Source organism: Caballeronia glathei (assembly GCF_000698595.1).
GTDB classification, from domain to species: domain Bacteria; phylum Pseudomonadota; class Gammaproteobacteria; order Burkholderiales; family Burkholderiaceae; genus Caballeronia; species Caballeronia glathei.
In genome coordinates this window covers 169,197-186,006 of sequence record NZ_JFHC01000004.1, presented here as the reverse complement: position 1 = coordinate 186,006, position 16,810 = coordinate 169,197, and the positions used below count along the sequence as shown (strand labels likewise).

Annotated in this window: 15 protein-coding genes; 11 read left to right on the top strand and 4 right to left on the bottom strand. The window is 67.6% G+C overall.

The window, feature by feature from the left end:
- Nucleotides 1-194: 194 nt before the first annotated feature.
- Nucleotides 195-329, top strand: coding sequence for a hypothetical protein (locus BG61_RS44620; protein WP_267908556.1), 135 nt, complete (start codon nt 195-197; stop codon nt 327-329).
- Nucleotides 330-665: 336 nt separating this feature from the next.
- Nucleotides 666-1,220 (top strand): NADPH-dependent FMN reductase, encoded by a 555-nt coding sequence (locus BG61_RS05290; RefSeq protein ID WP_035929190.1) that lies wholly within the window; start codon nt 666-668, stop codon nt 1,218-1,220.
- An 82-nt stretch (nt 1,221-1,302) separates the two neighbouring features.
- Here BG61_RS05290 and BG61_RS05285 read toward each other — a convergent pair whose 3' ends face one another.
- Both BG61_RS05285 and BG61_RS05280 read right to left on the bottom strand, forming a co-directional pair.
- The gene (locus BG61_RS05285; RefSeq protein WP_035929187.1) at nt 1,303-2,634 is read right to left on the bottom strand and encodes a hypothetical protein; all 1,332 of its coding nucleotides are present in this window, start codon (nt 2,632-2,634) and stop codon (nt 1,303-1,305) included.
- Nucleotides 2,635-2,842: 208 nt separating this feature from the next.
- Complete coding sequence (locus tag BG61_RS05280; protein WP_051672287.1) at nt 2,843-5,149, bottom strand: hybrid sensor histidine kinase/response regulator; 2,307 nt, start codon at nt 5,147-5,149, stop codon at nt 2,843-2,845.
- A gap of 3 nt (nt 5,150-5,152) precedes the next feature.
- Here BG61_RS05280 and BG61_RS41755 point away from each other — a divergent pair, with 3 nt between their 5' ends.
- From BG61_RS41755 to BG61_RS05240, 9 genes are all read left to right on the top strand, one after another.
- A complete protein-coding gene (locus tag BG61_RS41755; protein ID WP_129572102.1) occupies nt 5,153-5,494 on the top strand; it encodes a hypothetical protein in 342 nt (113 codons plus the stop codon).
- A gap of 213 nt (nt 5,495-5,707) precedes the next feature.
- Nucleotides 5,708-5,920 carry a hypothetical protein gene (locus tag BG61_RS05275; protein WP_035929185.1) on the top strand — a complete coding sequence of 71 codons (213 nt, stop codon included), beginning with the start codon at nt 5,708-5,710 and terminating at the stop codon, nt 5,918-5,920.
- A gap of 125 nt (nt 5,921-6,045) precedes the next feature.
- Nucleotides 6,046-6,414 carry a response regulator gene (locus BG61_RS05270; RefSeq protein ID WP_035929182.1) on the top strand — a complete coding sequence of 123 codons (369 nt, stop codon included), beginning with the start codon at nt 6,046-6,048 and terminating at the stop codon, nt 6,412-6,414.
- On the top strand, nt 6,407-7,030 hold the full coding sequence (locus tag BG61_RS05265) for a chemotaxis protein CheC (RefSeq protein ID WP_035929178.1): 624 nt from the start codon (nt 6,407-6,409) through the stop codon (nt 7,028-7,030). The genes BG61_RS05270 and BG61_RS05265 overlap by 8 nt, the downstream gene beginning before the upstream one ends.
- Complete coding sequence (locus tag BG61_RS05260) at nt 7,027-7,968, top strand: sensor domain-containing diguanylate cyclase (protein ID WP_035929174.1); 942 nt, start codon at nt 7,027-7,029, stop codon at nt 7,966-7,968. Before BG61_RS05265 ends, BG61_RS05260 begins: the two co-directional genes overlap by 4 nt.
- Before the next feature lie 238 nt (nt 7,969-8,206).
- A complete protein-coding gene (hpnD, locus tag BG61_RS05255; RefSeq protein WP_035929171.1) occupies nt 8,207-9,055 on the top strand; it encodes a presqualene diphosphate synthase HpnD in 849 nt (282 codons plus the stop codon).
- The gene (hpnE, locus tag BG61_RS41750) at nt 9,055-10,326 is read left to right on the top strand and encodes a hydroxysqualene dehydroxylase HpnE (RefSeq protein ID WP_035929168.1); all 1,272 of its coding nucleotides are present in this window, start codon (nt 9,055-9,057) and stop codon (nt 10,324-10,326) included. Before hpnD ends, hpnE begins: the two co-directional genes overlap by 1 nt.
- Nucleotides 10,327-12,306 carry a squalene--hopene cyclase gene (gene shc / locus BG61_RS41745; protein ID WP_035929165.1) on the top strand — a complete coding sequence of 660 codons (1,980 nt, stop codon included), beginning with the start codon at nt 10,327-10,329 and terminating at the stop codon, nt 12,304-12,306.
- A complete protein-coding gene (locus BG61_RS05240) occupies nt 12,303-13,013 on the top strand; it encodes a phosphorylase (RefSeq protein ID WP_035929162.1) in 711 nt (236 codons plus the stop codon). The genes shc and BG61_RS05240 overlap by 4 nt, the downstream gene beginning before the upstream one ends.
- Before the next feature lie 7 nt (nt 13,014-13,020).
- On the opposite strand, the gene BG61_RS05235 is transcribed toward BG61_RS05240, so the two are convergent.
- Nucleotides 13,021-13,983, bottom strand: a complete 963-nt coding sequence (locus BG61_RS05235) for an MlaA family lipoprotein (protein WP_035929161.1) — start codon at nt 13,981-13,983, stop codon at nt 13,021-13,023.
- Nucleotides 13,980-16,646, bottom strand: coding sequence for a hopanoid transporter HpnN (gene hpnN, locus BG61_RS05230; RefSeq protein ID WP_035929158.1), 2,667 nt, complete (start codon nt 16,644-16,646; stop codon nt 13,980-13,982). Before hpnN ends, BG61_RS05235 begins: the two co-directional genes overlap by 4 nt.
- Nucleotides 16,647-16,810 lie beyond the last annotated feature (164 nt).

Genomic DNA, 16,810 nt, shown 5'->3' with positions numbered 1-16,810 from the left:
ATTAAGTTAAGGGTTAATGCGGAAATAAAATGTCCTGAATCGGCGCTGATGGGCGAGTCTGGATTTCGATGGCGGGTATTATTGCGCTCCCGGTAAGAATTAATTCCTGGTAGTGGGATGTTTCTGCGAACGCTCCATAGTTAAGCTTGCTTCATCGATCAAACGTGATCGCGCAAACATTACGGAGCCGCCCCATGAAACGCATTCTTTCCGCACTGATCGCATCGGTTGCCTTCTTCGCCGTGGTCGGTGGCGCTCAAGCCGCCGAATCGCAGACGTCGACGTGCCAGGGCCCGCCGTCGCAATGCAACGTGTTCTTCGGCCAGTAAGCGGCAGCACCGATCGGAATTCGATCACAAAAGAGGGCGCCATCCGGCGCCCTCTTTGTTTATCGGCGGCCAACTAAACTCGACGCCGAAATCTCGCCAAGTTATCCACAATTTCTGTGGACAACCATGTGGAAACAGCCGGCCGAATGGCGCGGGGCGGCGCCCCGCGCCGGGTCGGGCCTGCGCTGCGCAAAGTCGGGCCTGCGCTGCGCAAAGGGCGGCGCGCCGTGCGTGGCAGCGTCTGCGGCAACGGCCTATGATGTGCGGTTGAATGTCCCAGCAGTCGTTGTCGTGCCCTGTTTCACTCATCGATATATTTCTTCACGGGAACAAACCATGGCCTACAAAGTTGCGGTTGTCGTCGGGAGCCTGCGTCGTGACTCTTTCAACAAGCAACTCGCGCATGCGCTCATTTCGCTCGCACCTAGCGATTTCTCGTTCGAGTTTCTGGAGATCGGCAACCTGCCGCTCTACAGCCAGGACTACGATGCGGACTTCCCCGAATCTGCACGCACGCTGAAGCAAAAGCTGTCCGAGGCCAACGCGCTGCTTTTCGTCACCCCCGAGTACAACCGCTCGATGCCCGGCGTGCTGAAGAACGCGATCGACTGGGGTTCGCGGCCGTGGGGACAAAGCGCATGGGGCGGCAAGCCGGGCGCCGTGATCGGAACGTCGGTGGGCGCGATCGGCACGGCCATCGCGCAGTCGCATCTGCGCGGCGTGTGCGCCTATCTCGACATTCCGCTGCTCGGCCAGCCGGAAATGTTCATCAAGCACGACGAATCGCGCATCGATTCGAGCGGCAAGATCGTCAGCGAAGACACCCGTAAATATCTGCAAGGCTTCATGGACAAGTACGTCGCCTGGGTGAAGGACCACGCGGCGGTGTAGGCGCAGGATTGTCCGGACAGAAAAGCCAACGGCCCGCTTTCGCGGGCCGTTGGCCTTGAGCGATGCACCGGTCAGCGATGCATCAGACGTGGTGGTGGCCCGTCACGCGATCCCAGCCGTGACGTATCGCGGCCTTGAAGCGGTCCCAGGTGTCGAGTCCTTCGGGATGCCGGCCCTGCCATTCGCGGCGCAGTTCATATTCCATCTGTTCGTCCCACTTGCGGCTGCGATACCGGTCGTCGTTGCCGAGCGTCGCGCCGTATCGGTACGCGCCTTCGTAGTCCTCGTACGGCAATCCGGTCGCGGAATAGTTCGACTGATAGTCGCTGCGGAAATCATCTTCATATTCCATGTACTCGTCCGGGATCGACTGCGGGCCTGCGGGCTGCGAACCGGATGCCGCCACGCGCGACGCGTCGGACGCGGCTTCGGAATCCGCAAGCGAGGCGAGAGGATCGACCGGGCGCCAGCCGCGCGCCGAATCCGTTCGCATGTCCGGCAGCGGATCATGCGGCGCGAGCGGGTCGTCCTCGGCGGGCCGGCCGCGTTCGGCGAGCGGATCGCGGCCCGTGACCGGGTCGCGGCCTGCGAGCGGATCGCGCACGAGGGTATCCGGCTTCACGTCCATGTGCGGGGCTGGCGGCTCGTCGAGCGGCGCGAGCGGATCGCGGCCTGCGAGGGCGTCGCGTTCCGACAGCGCGCTACGCTCGAACGTGTCAGGCGGCATGGCCGCGGCGCGTGTGCCCGGAACATCGCGCTCCATCAGCGGATCGCGGGAGAGCGGGTCGGCGGGATTGCCGGTGAAGGTGTCGCGCGGCGCCACCGTCGCGGGATCGCGCGGCGCAAGCGGGTCGAGCGCCGGATCGCCGACATCGGCCCGTGGATACGCACGGGCGCGGCTCACGTCCTGCGCGGGCGCATTCACCGGACCGGTTCCCGGCACGCCGCTGCCCCGGCCAAGGCCCAGTTCGTCGAGAATCGAATGATCGCGATTGTCGGACGCCGACCGCGAGGTCGAAAGCCCGAGCGTGCCCCAGCTCGCCGCGCGTTCGTCGATGTCGATCGCGCCCTGGCTGGTGAGCGTCGTGCGCGCGACGTCGGCCTGGGCTTCGGTGTCCGTGTCCACGGCGACCAGCACGGCGCCGCGCCTCACGGCTTCGGAGTAATGCGCCACTTCGGGCGGCGGCTCGCGGCCGCCGAAGAGCATGCTGAAGAACCGCTCGATATTCGCGAGGATGCCCGGCTCGGCGTGCGCGGGGTCGTCGGGGGCTGAGACCGGTTCTGCGGCGTCGTCGCGTTTCGGATTCGCCTGCAGCTCGATCGCGGAATGCAGGAATCCGGCGGCGACGAGTGCGGTGCGCGCGCCCTCGGCCTGTGAAAAGGTATCGAAAATTCCGATGACGGTGTGTCGCATGTGTGCCTCCTGCCGATGGTCCGATGTCGGGGCGCAGCACGCTCGAAGTGGTGCGGCGCATGCCGGAAGGCATACGCAACTCGCGTGCCGGGTGCGCGCAGCGCGCCGTCGGGTGCGTGAAACGGCGTGCGCGGGTATGCGAAAAATGCGCGGTTTTACAAAACCGGTAGAAAAGGGCGGGCAGAGGAGAACAGGGCCGGACGTTCAGTCAAGCGGGGCTGCCGGTCTCGCGGCCGGCCGGACGCGTCGCGTCGCGGCTGCTGTCCGCCGCCATCACGGCCTTCGCGTCCTTGCGGATCGCCTGGAGCAGCGAGTCGAGCAGCGCGATGTCGAACGGCTTCGAGAGCACCCGCGCGTCGACGTGGCGCGCACGGTCCAGTTCCTCCGCGTAGCCGGTGACGAGAATCACCGGCACGTGCGGCTCGAAAGTCTGGAGCACTTCCGCCAGATCGATGCCGTTCAGCCGCCCGGGCATGTGGATGTCCGAGAGCACGACATCGAAAGGGAAACCGGCGCCGTGCGCGGGCAGGGCGTCGCGGGCGGCCTCCAGCACCGTGATCGCGGCGTCGGCGTTGAAGACGTAGGTGACGCGGTGGCCCATCATCGTGAGCAGCGCTTCGGTGCCCGCCGCGACTTCCTCGTTGTCTTCGACGAGCAGCACGCGCAGTCCCTGCGACTCGCACGGCGCGGCCGGTTCGCTCGCGACGGCCGCGCCCGGCAGGTCCGCCGCACCCGCGCGCGGCAGATAGAGCCGCACCGATGTCCCCGCGCCGATCGCGCTGTCGATGGTCGCGAGCCCGCCCGCGCGCTCGCAGAACGCGAAGACCTGCGGCAGGCCGAGACCGGTGCCCATGCCTTTCGGCTTGGTCGTAAAAAGCGGCTCGAACGCGCGGCCAAGGACGTCGGAACTCATGCCGGCGCCGGTGTCCTCCAGCGTGAGCTGCACGAAGTCGCCGGTGATCGGGAAGCCGTCTTCGTGGCGAAAGCGGATGTTGTCCGCGCTGACCGTGAACGTGCCGCCGTTCGGCATCGCGTCGCGCGCGTTCACGGCGACGTTGATGAGCGCGAGTTCCAGTTCGGCCGGGTCCACGCGGACCGGCCACACGTCGAGCGCGACTTCCAGGTTGAGCGCCACCTTGGCGCCAAGCGACGCCCGCAGCAACTCGCGCCCGGCCGGCACCCATTTGCCGATCGCGATGGTCTCGCTGCGCAGCGGCTGTTTGCGCGCGACGCCGAGCAGCTGGCGCGTGAGCGACTGGCCGCTCTTCAACGCGCGCTCCATCGCGGCGAGTTCGCGGTCGAGGCCGAGCGCGCCGCGCCGCCGCGCGATCTGCACGTTGGCCGAGACGATCATCAGCAGGTTGTTGAAATCGTGCGCGACGCTGCCGACGAGATTGCCGAGCGCCTCCATCTTGCGCGCCTGCCGGTAGGCGGATTCGATCGAGCGCCGCATCGACGCTTCCGCCTGCCAGCGTTCCCACGCCTCCTCTTCGGTGGCGAGGCGCCGCAGCGACAGCCAGATCACGCCCCACAACACGACGCACGGCGCGAACAGCGAGAGCGCGAGCACGCCCATGTGCCGGTACCACGCGGCCCAGATCGTCGAGATCGGATAGCCGCTCGACACGTACACCGGATAGTTGCCGATGCGCCGGTACGCGACGATCTTCATCTCGTCGTCGAGGCCGGAGCGCATCTGCACCACGCCGCTGCGCGCGCCTTCGCGGTACACCGCGCGCAGCGGCGAACTGGCGGCGAGCGCCGGGCGTCCGGCGGGGCGCGGCGGATACCACGCAAGCACTTCGCCGTCGGCGCGCGTGAGGCCGAGCGAGACGGTCGGCTGGTCGCCGAGCAGTTCGCGGTAGAACGCGCCGAAGTAGGCGGGGCGCAGCGCGATCGACACCATGCCGGCGAACTCGCCGTCCGGCGCGCGCCGCGCGACCGCGGTGTTGAAGACCGTCTCGCCCGCGATGCGGCCCTGCATCACCCGCGACACCTGTTCGATCGACTGGCCCCCGCGCAGCCCGGCGAAGTCCTCGCGGGTCGCGACCGACAGGTCGGGGGTCGGAAAGGCGCGGCTCGTCGCGACGAGCCGGCCGTCGGCGCCGAACACCGACACCGACGCCACTTGCGGATAGCCGCCGCCCATCGCCTTCAGCTTGTGGTGAATTGCGGCGTCGTCGCCGCGGATGGCGTCGTCGTCGAAGCCGTCGAGCAGATCGACCACGCGCTCGATGAGCGTCACGTTCATGTCGAAGACCTTGAGCGCGTGCTCCTCGGCGACCCGCGCGTTGCGGGTGGCGACCGCGGTGGCGTCGGCTTCGCGGGCGTGGAAATCGGTGAAGCCCGTGACGACGACGTAGACGCAAGGCAGCACGATGGCCGCAATCAGCAGCGCGTAAAGCGTCAGCCGCTGGGCCGCGAAGTTGCGCTCGGGCACCACCGGAAACGGCGGATCGTCCTGCCACTCTTCGGTGGCAGGCCCGGCGTCGGCCTCGTCACGTTGCGGCGTCATCGAATGAATAAGAAAACCTTGGGAGTGCGGCGAATCATCTTAAACGGAATTTATCGGCGCGCGTGGCAAAACGCCGCGAACTGCGGCAAACGTTTGGGCGCGGCGATTTTGAAACAAAAACCCTTATTCGTTCAAAACAATAACTTTACGCACAAAACGTGCCGAAAAAATCGAAGCTTTAATCGACCGGCTTTCGAATATCCGATTAAAAAGGCAAAAACAGCGAGAATTCCGGAAGCGCAAACGTACACAAAAGAACGAGCGATTTGCAGGATGAAGGGCCTGAGCGAAAACCACTCATCGATGCATATTTTTGATGAGTTTGGCGTGATGAAGCCGTTTTGATGAGTTGCTTTGACATCCTTTTGGCCGGACAATTGAATCGTCTGATGGCATGTGCCCGAAGAGGCGTAGCCGGAGAGCATTAGAGACCTTGCGCTTCGTTTCCGGGGAAGTACGGCGAGAAGCGGCGACAAGCCGCCAGGCCACGCGAGAGCGTAAAGGAAAACTAGAAATGATCCGGGCCGAATGGCCGGATTCTGCACGGGACTGGCTTCCATGATGCCGAACGAAACCGTCATTGCTGCGCGCGCGCCGACCACGCCGCGCACGCCCGCCGCATGGCGCGCCTACGCGCGCATGCGGCGGTCCGCGTTGTACGTCGCGCAGGGGCGCGTCAATCCGCACGGCCGGCAGGAGCCGCTCGTGCCGTCGCAGGTGGTGCCTCCTCGGCCGGGCCGGCCTTTATCCGCGTTTCCGGTGCATTTTTAGGCGAGCGATCGACGCGTTTTCAATCGATCAAGTAAAGAAATGCGGCTCGTGTGCGGTTTGCGCCTTCGCAAGGAGGACGCTGGAACGCCCGAGTCAGATAAAACCGTTTATCGATCCCGCCGACCATGCCTCTGCCGATTGTTATTGCCGACGATTCCCTGCTCGCGCGCAAGGTGCTGACGCGCGCGCTGCCCGAGGACTGGGACGTCGAGATCTCATATGCGACCAACGGCCGCGAGGCGCTCGAGCTCTACCGGGCGGGCCGCGCGGCCGTCATGTTCCTCGACCTCACGATGCCGGACATGAACGGCTACCAGGTGCTCGACGCCCTCCAGCACGAGGACCTGAATACGTTTGTGATCGTGGTGTCGGCGGACGTCCAGCCGATGGCGCAGGAACGCGTGCGCGCGCTCGGCGCCGTTGCCTTCCTGCCGAAGCCCATCACGCCCGAGGCGGTGCGGCCTGTCCTGAAGGAGTTCGGTCTCCATGTCTGAGCCAGCCCTGAACGAAGACCAGCGCGATGCGCTGCAGGAAGTCGCCAACATGGCAATGGGCCAGGCGGCCACGCGCCTTTCCAAACTGCTCGGCACGTTCATCGAGCTCTCGGTGCCGCGCGTGAAGGTGGTGGGCGTCGCCGAGGCGTCCGAGACGCTGCGCGCGATGACCGGCATCACCGAGACGGTCACGGCCGTGCGCCAGGGCTTTCGCTCCGACATCAAGGGCGAGGCCATCGTGCTGTGCCGAAGCGGCAGCGTCGGCCAGCTGTGCGCGCTCGTCAACGATCCGTATACCAAGTCCACCTACGAGACGACCACCCAGACCGAGCTCATCTTCGACGTCGCCACCGTGCTGATGGGCGCGTGCGTCTCGTGCATCTTCGACTGTCTCGGCCGCGCGCCGATCTTTTCGCCGCCGGGCATGCTCGGCATGAGCATGCCGCTTGGCGACGTGTTCCAGCCGGCCACGCTCGCGTGGAAGACCGCGCTGCTGCTGGAAGTGAATTTCGCGCTGGAGGACCACAGTTTTCGCGCCCACCTCGTCATGCTGATGGCGGAGGAGTCGATCCTGCACATGAACGAAGCGCTCGACGCGCTGCTCTCCCGTCTATGAACGAGCTTCGGCATGTTCTGAGCGAGCTGGTCGTCGAGCGGGTCGGCTTCGGCATTTTCGTGCTGGACCGCGACCTCAATGTCGTGATGTGGAACCGTTTCATGCAGGACCACAGCGGCAAGACGGCCGAACAGGTGATCGGCAAGCCGATTTTCATGAGCTTTCCGGAACTGCCGCGCGTGTGGCTCACGCGCAAGGTCGAGAGCGTGTTCCAGCTGGGCAGCTTCGCGTTCAGCTCGTGGGAGCAGCGCCCGTACCTCTTCAAGTTCGACCACGACCGGCCGATCACGGGCGGCGTCGACTTCATGCAGCAGGACTGCACGTTCATGCCGCTCACGCGCGAGCGCGAGGTCATGGCCGTCTGCGTCACGATTTCCGACGTCACGCACGCGAGCATGATGCAGCGCGCCCGCGACGAAGCGGTGGCAAAGCTGCAGGAATACGCGGACCGCGACGGCCTGACGGGCATCGCGAACCGCCGTTATTTCGAGTTGCGGCTCGCCGACGAATTCGCGCGCTGGCAGCGCTACGGCGGCGAACTGTCGATGCTCTTGTTCGATCTCGACCATTTCAAGCGCATCAACGACGAATTCGGCCATCTGGTCGGCGATACGGTGCTGCGCGTGATGGCGGAGCGCGTCGCGCGCGGCGTGCGCGTGCAGGACGTGTTCGGGCGCTTCGGCGGCGAGGAATTCGCGCTGCTCCTGCCGTGCACGGGCTTCTCCGACGCGATGATCGTCGCCGAAAAGGTGCGCCGCGCGATCTGCGAGACGCCGATCGACGTGCAGGGCACGCGCGTGCCGGTGACCGCGAGTTTCGGCGGCGCGCAGGCGCGCAAGGGCCTGACGTCGTCGTACGAGGCGCTGATCAACGAAGCCGACGCCGCGCTCTACAGCGCGAAACGGCAGGGCAGAAACCGCTCGATCGGCTTCGTCTGACGCCCGCGAGCCCGCCCGCCGCGCCGCGCGGATGTGGCCCCAAAGCCGCCAGCCGCGGCGCTCAAGCGCAGGTCCGGCCAAACATTGATATACTTTTCGCCGCTTCCGGCGCTGTTTCGGCCGGTGCGCGCTGGTTTGCCAGGCAACTTCTCCCTCGCCCCCTCGTTGATTGCGTGTCGTAACAGCCAGCGTCCGATCCCTTAATCTGCCCTTTGGGGGCGCCACAGCGGAGTCCGTCTTGGCCGTTTCCAATCTCACCGTCGGCGATCCCGCCCCCGATGCCGCCAAGGTCACGTCGGGCAGCTCGTTCTATCTCGCCATGCGCATCCTGCCGGTTGCGCAGCGGGACGCGATGTACCAGATCTACGCGTTCTGCCGCGCGGTCGACGACATCGCCGACGAAGGCACGCTGCCGCGCCGCGAGCGCGCGGTCGCGCTCGAGCAGTGGCGCGCCGACATCGACGCCTGCTACGCCGGGGCGCCGAAGAAGTCGCTCGAAGCGCTGACGCGCCATATCCACGCGTTCCAGCTCTCGCGCGACGACTTTCACGCGGTCATCGACGGCATGGCAATGGACGCCGCCGCCGATATCGTCGCGCCCGACGAAGCCACGCTCGACACGTATTGCGACCGCGTCGCGAGCGCGGTCGGCCGGCTGTCGGTGAGGATATTCGGGATGCACGAGGACGCCGGACGGCGCCTCGCGCACCATCTGGGCCGCGCGCTGCAGCTGACCAACATCCTGCGCGACATCGACGAGGACGCCGCCATCGGCCGCGTCTACCTGCCGCGTGAGCTGCTGTCGCGCGAAGGCATCTCCACCACCGATCCCGCCTCGATCGTCGCGGACGCACGGCTGCCGCGCGTGTGCGCGGTCCTCGCCGAGCGTGCGAAAGGGCATTTCGCGCAGTCCGACGCGATCATGGCCGCGTCGCCGCGCGCCCAGGTGCGCGCGCCGCGCATCATGGCGGGCGCCTATCGCTGCGTGCTCGAAGCGAACCTCAGGCGCGGCTTCGATATGCCCCGCACGAAGGTCCGCACGCCGCGCTCGCGTCTGCTGTGGATCGTCGCGCGCAACATTTTCTGATGTCGCGGCTTGTTCATGTCGTCGGCGCGGGCCTGTCCGGACTCGCCGCGGCGGTTCAACTGCAGCGGCGCGGTGCGCGCGTCGTGTTGCACGAAGCCGAGCCGCACGCGGGCGGGCGCTGCCGCTCGTATTTCGACAGCAAGCTCAACGCGACCATCGACAACGGCAATCACGTCCTCTTTTCCGGCAGCCACGCCGCGCTCGGGTACGCCCGCGCGATCGGCGCCGCCGACGAGCTGGCGGGCCCGACGCTCCCCGATTACCCGTTCTTCGACCTGAAAGACAGCGCGCGCTGGACCGTGCGGCTGTCATCGGGCCGGCTGCCGAAATGGATCTTCGATCCCGCCGCGCGCGTGCCCGGCACGCAGCCGGCCGATTATCTGTCGCTCGCGCCGCTGCTCTGGGCGAAGCCCGGCCGCACGGTCGGCGAAACGATGCGCGCGCAGGGCCGGGTGTGGGACGCGCTCGCGCGCCCGTTCCTGCGCACGGTGCTGAACGTCGAGCCGGCCGAGGGCTCGGCGGTGCTTGCCGGCAATGTGCTGCGCGAGACGCTCGTGGCGGGCGGCCAGGCGTGCCGGCCGCTCATCGCGAAAAGCGGGCTCGGCCGCGCGTTCGTCGAGCCGGCGCTGCGGCTCCTGCAATACGGCGGCGCGGAAATCCGGCTGGCGGCGCGTCTTCGCGGCATCGGCCTGTCGGGCACGGACTCGCAGGCGCGCGTCAGTTCGCTCGATTTCGGCGACGGGCCTGTCGCGCTCGCACCGGGCGACGGCGTCGTGCTTGCGGTGCCGCCGGACGTCGCCCGCGCGCTTGTGCCCGGGCTCGTCGCGCCGACCGAATTCCGCGCGGTCGCGACCGCGCATTTCGCCGTGGAGCCGCCGCTCGGTTTCGAGCCGATGACGGGGCTTCTCTACGGCACCGCCGACTGGCTGTTCGCCTCCGACGGCCGCCTGTCGGCCACGGTGAGCGGCGCCGACCGCTTCGTCGGAGCGCCGCCGGAAGAACTCGCGCACACTATCTGGCAGGACGTGGCAAGGGTGACGGGCCTGCCCGCCGGCGCCATGCCGACGTGGCAGACCGTCGTCGAGCAACGTGCGACGTTTGCCGCCCTGCCAGGCCAGGAGAGCCTGCGCCCCGCCACGCGCACGCGCTGGCCGAATCTCATGCTTGCAGGCGACTGGACCGCCACCGGTCTGCCCGCGACAATTGAGGGCTCGATCCGCTCCGGCCAGAAGGCCGCGGACAAGCTGATGAACCGATCGATGGAACGCTGAATGAACGATACATCCCTCCCGGGCCTTTTCCGGCCGGTGCCCGCCGCCGCGCTCGACGCCTCGGTCGCGAAAGCCGCCGACGCGCTGCTCGCCGCGCAGCACGCAGACGGCTACTGGCTCTACGAACTCGAAGCCGACGCCACGATTCCCGCCGAATACGTGCTGCTCGTGCATTACCTCGGCGAGACGCCCGACCTGACGCTCGAAGCGAAGATCGGCCGCTATCTGCGCCGCATCCAGCTGGAAGACGGCGGATGGCCGCTCTTCACCGAAGGCGCGATGAACGTGAGCGCGAGCGTCAAGGCGTATTTCGCGCTGAAGATGATCGGCGACTCTCCCGACGCCGAGCACATGCAGCGCGCCCGCCGCGCGATTCTCGCCGCGGGCGGCGCGGAGCAGTCGAACGTCTTCACGCGGCTGCAGCTCGCGCTCTTCGGCGCGATGCCGTGGCGCGCGGTGCCGATGATGCCCGTCGAGATGATGCTGCTGCCGATGTGGTTCCCGTTCCATCTCACGAAGGTGTCGTACTGGGCGCGCACGGTCATCGTGCCGATGCTCGTGCTCAATGCGAAGCGCCCGATCGCGCGCAACCCGCGCGGCGTGCGCATCGACGAGCTGTTCAACGAAGCGCCGGTCAACACCGAGCTGCTGCCGCGCGCCGGGCATCAGAGCAAGGGCTGGTTCGCGTTCTTCCGCGGCGTCGATTCGGTGCTGCGCACGGTCGACGGGCTCTTTCCGCGCCGCAGCCGCGAGCGCGCGATCCGCGAGGCGGTGCGCTTCGTCGACGAGCGGCTGAACGGCGAGGACGGTCTCGGCGCGATCTATCCGGCGATGGCGAACTCCGTGATGATGTACGACGTGCTCGGCTATCCCGCCGATCACCCGAACCGTGCAATTGCAAGACGTTCGCTGGAGAAACTGCTCGTTATCGACGAATCGCCGGAAGGCGAGGCATATTGCCAGCCGTGCCTGTCGCCGGTGTGGGATACGTCGCTCGTGGCGCACGCGCTGCTCGAAACGGGCCTTCCGAAGGCGCGGGCGGCGGTGTCGCGCGGGCTGGAATGGCTGCGTCCGCTGCAGATTCTGGATGTGCGCGGCGACTGGGTCTCGCGCCGCCCTAACGTGCGGCCGGGCGGCTGGGCGTTCCAGTTCGCGAATCCGCACTATCCGGACGTCGACGATACGGCGGTGGTCGCGATGGCGATGGAGCGCGCCGACCGCGAAAACGGCACGGCGATCTACACGGAAGCGATCGCGCGGGCGCGCGAATGGGTCGTCGGCATGCAGAGCAGCGACGGCGGCTGGGGCGCATTCGAGCCGGAAAACACGCATTACCACCTGAACAGCATCCCGTTCTCCGACCACGGCGCGCTGCTCGATCCGCCGACCGTCGACGTCTCGGCGCGCTGTCTCTCGATGCTCGCGGAACTCGGCGAGACGCCCGCGAACAGCGAGCCGGCCCGCCGCGCGCTCGACTACATCCTGCGCGCGCAGGAACGCGACGGAAGCTGGTACGGCCGCTGGGGCATGAATTACGTGTACGGCACGTGGTCGGCGCTGTGTGCGCTGAACGCGGCGGGGCTGCCTGCCAGCGACGCGCGCGTGCGCCGCGCGGCGGAATGGCTCATCAGCATCCAGAACGAAGACGGCGGCTGGGGCGAGGGCGGCGAGAGCTACAAGCTCGACTATCGCGGCTACGAGCAGGCGCCGAGCACGGCGTCGCAGACGTCCTGGGCGCTGCTCGGGCTCATGGCGGCGGGCGTGATCGACCATCCGGCCGTCGCGCGGGGCGTCGCCTACCTGCAGGCGACCCAGCGCGCGCACGGCCTCTGGGACGAAGCCCGCTTCACCGCGACCGGCTTTCCGCGCGTCTTCTATCTGCGCTACCACGGGTATCGCAAGTTCTTCCCGCTGTGGGCGCTCACGCGCTATCGCAACATGACGCGCGACGACGTTTCGCGCGTGACGGTGGGCATGTGAACGGCCGCGACGTCCGTGCCGCGGGTGTGCCCGTGGTGGCCGTCACCGGCATGGCGTTCGAGGCGAAGATCGTGCGCGGGCGCGGCGTGGTTGTCGTGTTCGCGGCGCGCGCCGACTGGCTCGAGCGCGCGCTCTCCGAGGCGGTGGCGCGCGGCTGCGCGGGCATCGTGAGTTTCGGGACGGCGGGCGGGCTTGCGCCGGAGCTTGAGCCGGGCACGCTGATCGTCGCGGACGCGGTGTCGGGGCCGTTCGGCCGCCTCGTGACGGACCCGGGCTGGTCGAACCGCATCGTCGATGCCTTCGCCGGCACGCCGCTCGCGGCCATCACGCGCCGCGGCACGATGGCCGGCGTCACCGCGCCGGTGACGAGCGAGCAGGAGAAGCGCTCGCTGTATTCGTCGACGGGCGCGCTCGCCGTCGACATGGAATCGCATATTGCCGGCGCCATCGCGACGGCACGCGGGCTGCCGTTCGCGGTGTGCCGCTCGATCGTCGATCCGGCGTGGCGCACGCTGCCGAGCGCCGCGACGGCGGGCCTGCGCGACGACGGCCACACGGCCATCGGGCCGATCCTGCGTGAACTGATGCGCGAGCCCTCGCAACTGCCCGCGATGCTGCGGCTCGCCTCGGATGCCCGCGCCGCGCGTACCTCGCTCGTTCAGGCGCGCCACGCGCTCGGAACGGCGCGGGCACTGGCGTTCGACTGACGCCCCCTTATTTCCCGGCAGGCGCCGGGTCCTCGTACTTCGGCAAACCCGCACCCTCGCTCGAACTGGGCGACGGCGCCGCACCGGGCGATGCGCCCGGCGCCGGCGGCGTGGCAGGCGCCGGACCGGACGGCGCGGCACCCGGATCGTCGTAGGTCGGCAGGCCCTGCTCCTGGCTGCCGCCGCCCGTGCCGCCCGGCGCGCTCGCGCCTTCCGGCGCGGCTGCGCCGTCGCCGGTGTCGTCGCCGTAGTCGGGCAGGCTCGTGCCGGTGCCGCCCGTCAGCAGGTATTGCCGGCGCTGCGTGTAGGCGTCGCGCACGAACGCGTACTTGTCGAGCGCCGCCTGCGAAAGGATGTCCGTCGCGCCGATCAGGTCCGCCCGTGCGCTGACGAAATTCACGCCGAACAGGATGTTGCGCACGGCCGGATCCATGTAGGTGATCGGATCGAGACGGAATGCGACGAGCCAGTTGGTGGCGTCGCGGAAGGAACTCGGGCCGAACACCGGCAGGACCAGATACGGCCCCGACGGCACGCCGTAGTGCCCGAGCGTCAGCCCGAAGTCCTGATGGTGCTTCGGCAGGCCCGCCTGCGACGCGATGTCGATCAGCCCGCCGATGCCGAACGTCGAATTGAACGCGAAACGCACGAGATCCTGCGTCGCATCGGTGATCTTCAGCTGCAGCAGGTTGTTCGCGAAGTTGCCGATGTCGCCGAGATTGGAGAAGAAGTTGCTGACCGCCGTGCGGAACGGGCTTGGCGTCACGTTCACGTAGGCCTGCGCGACCGGACGGGCGATGTACTTGTCGAGGCCGTCGTTGAACGAAAAGATCGCCCGGTTCATCGGTTCCAGCGGATCGCCGGGCCGGCGGTCCGGGCCGGTTGCGCAACCGGCGGTTGCCAGGAGGCCTGCCATCGCGACGCTTACCCCGAGCGTCCGGAAGTTACCGGCAGCCAAAGCCGTTTTCATTCTTCAATTCCTCTTAGGTTGTCGTGTCGGCGGCTCGCCTTCAGCCCCTCTCTCGTCGCCGCGCGAGCCTTCTTCAGGCGCGGCTTGCCCATCAGCACCGGCTGGAAAACCACCGCGCCGATCAGCGTGCACAGCAGGGACAACGCGAGCAGGCGCCCCATGCTGGATGTTCCCGGATGATGCGAAAACCACAGGCTGCCGAATGCGGTGGCGGTCGTCGCGGCGCTGAACATGACGGCGTGCGTGAGGCTCGACTGCAGGAGCCCCGTCTGTCCCGAGCGCCACGCCATCACGAAATAGATCTTGAACGCCACGCCGACCCCGAGCATCAGCGGCAGCGCGATGATGTTCGCAAAGTTGAGCGGCATGTCGAAGACGACGCACAGTTCCAGCGTGACGATCGCGGAGACGAGCAAAGGTATCAAAGTTCTGAGAACGTCGCCGAAACGGCGCAGCGTGATCCACAGCAGCACCGCGATGGCGAGCAGCGACCACACGGCCGCGTGCTCGAACGCGGTGATGATGGTCTGCGCCGAATGCCGCACCGAGATCGGGCCGCCGATCGCGCCGGGCTCGGCCTTCTGGACGGCGTCGGCGAAGCGGGCGAGCATGTCGTCGTCGTTTTCGTCCCCGTTCGGCGCCGCTTTCGGCGACACCTCGACGAGCGCCTTGCCGTCCGCCGTCAGCCAGTTGTCCACCATCGATTGCGGCAGCGTGTAGCGCGTGATCTCCGACGGCTGGAGCAGCGAGCGCAGTTGCGCGAGCGCGATGCGCAGCGGATCGGACATTGCGTGCTCGGCGCGGTCGCGCGTGGCGGCGTCGGCCCGGGCCAGCTTCGCGAGCGTTTCCGACAGATGCTTCGCCTCCGCCGCGCCGGGGCCGGGATGCTCGTCGGCGGCGAGCGACAGCTGGTTCGACAGGCGCTTCAGGGCCGCCACGCGCACTTCGTCGCTCACCGGCGACGCGATCCGCTGGTTGAGCGCGGGCAGCAGTTGCGCGGCGGCGGCGGCGATCAGTTCGAGCTTCTTCGGCTGATCGTCGGGAATGAGCGTGCCGAGGGTCGTCACGCGGCCCACTTCCGGCAGCCTGGCGAGCTTCTGCGCGGCGCGCTCGGCGTCCGCGAGCGTCGGCGCCAGCACGGCGACGTCGTTCACGGCCGCTTCGGGCGAGTCCTTCAGCGAGAGGAGCGTCGCCATCGATTCGGTGTGCGGGTCCTTCAGGTGCAGCGGATTGAAGTCGAAGCGCAGGTTCAGGAGCAGCGGCAGCGCGCCGATCACGACGATCAGCGTGGCGATCAGCACCGGCTTGCGGTTGCGGTCGAGGAAATCGTCGAGGGGCGCGAGCATCGGAAAGCCCGGCGTGCCCGCTTCGCCCGCCGGCGCGAAGACCTTCAGCAGCGCGGGCAGCAGCGTCATGTTGGTGATGTACGCGACGAACATGCCGACGCCCGCGATCAGGCCGAGCTCCGAGACGCCGCGATAGGCGGTCGGCAGGAACGAGAAGAAGCTCGCGGCGGTCGCGGCGGCGGCGAGCGTGAGCGGCACGGCGACGTGCCGCGCGGTCTCGGCGAGCGCGACGTCGAGCCGCCGGTGGCGGAAGCGCTCCTCGCGGTACCGCACGCCGAACTGGATGCCGAAATCGACGCCGAGCCCGACGAACAGCACCATGAACGCGACCGAGATCATGTTGAGCGCGTGGACCATCATCAGGCCGAGCGCGGCGGTGATCGCGAGCCCGACCAACAGCGTGATCAGCACCGCGCCGATCATCTTGCCCGAGCGCAGCGCGACCCAGAGGATCATCAGCACGACGAGCAGCGTGAGCACGCCGTTCAGCACGGCGCCGTCCTTGACCGAGGCGAATTCGTCGTCGGCGAGCGGCTGCGCGCCCGTCAGCCGGATCGTCGCGCCGTATTTCTGCGCGAGGCCGAGTTCCTCGGCGCTCGCGCGGATCGCGTCGTAGGCGCTGGCGCCCGCTTCGAGCGCGTTGAAGTCGAGCATCGGCAGCACGGTGACGAATGCGCGTCCCGGCCCGTTCGCGGGGGCGGAGTCGGCGAGATTGCGCCACGAGAACGCCGCCGGCTGATTCGCGAGCACGCGGTCGAGGACGGTCGCGCTCTGGTTGAGCAGCTTCGACATCTGGCCGAGGCTCACCTGGCCGAGTTGCAGCGGCAGGTTGAGGCTCGTGTTGAGCGTCTGGGCGAGGCCGGTGAGCGTCGGATCGTGCGCGAGGGTGTTGATGAGCGGCCGTGCCTGGACGAGTTCCTGCGTGGTTTGCGCGACCTTGTCGGCCGGCAGGTAGAGCAGCCCGTTGTGCTCGAAGAAGTCGCCGCCGGACGGTTCCGCCACCGACTTGAACATGTCCGTGCGCTTGGCGAGCGCGCCCGCTAGCTCGTTTGCGGCGGCATCGGCGAATTCGGGCGCCGGCGCCTCGACCACGATGAGCAGCGTCGCGCCGCGCTGCGGAAAGGCCTCGTCGAGCGCATGACTTCGCTCGGCCCATTCCGGCTCGGATTCGATCAGCTGGCTGACATCGGTGCTGATCTTGAAATTATGGACGACATAGATAGAGCTCAGCACGCCGAGCAGCAGCGAAACGGCGATGACCCACACCGGGCGGCGGATGGCCAATGTAACGAAGCGTGTAATGTGGGACGTCAGCATGAAGACAGGTACCTCGGGATGCTTTTTGGGTGCAAACTGCACTAGCCGAATCCGACAGCGAGTCGCGCAAGTATACCGGGCGGGAGCGGCTCGCTTCCGTGAACTGTCGGGCCGCGGACGAGTCGATATACTGGCTTGCCGCAGCGCCGAGTGCCATCGAAGCC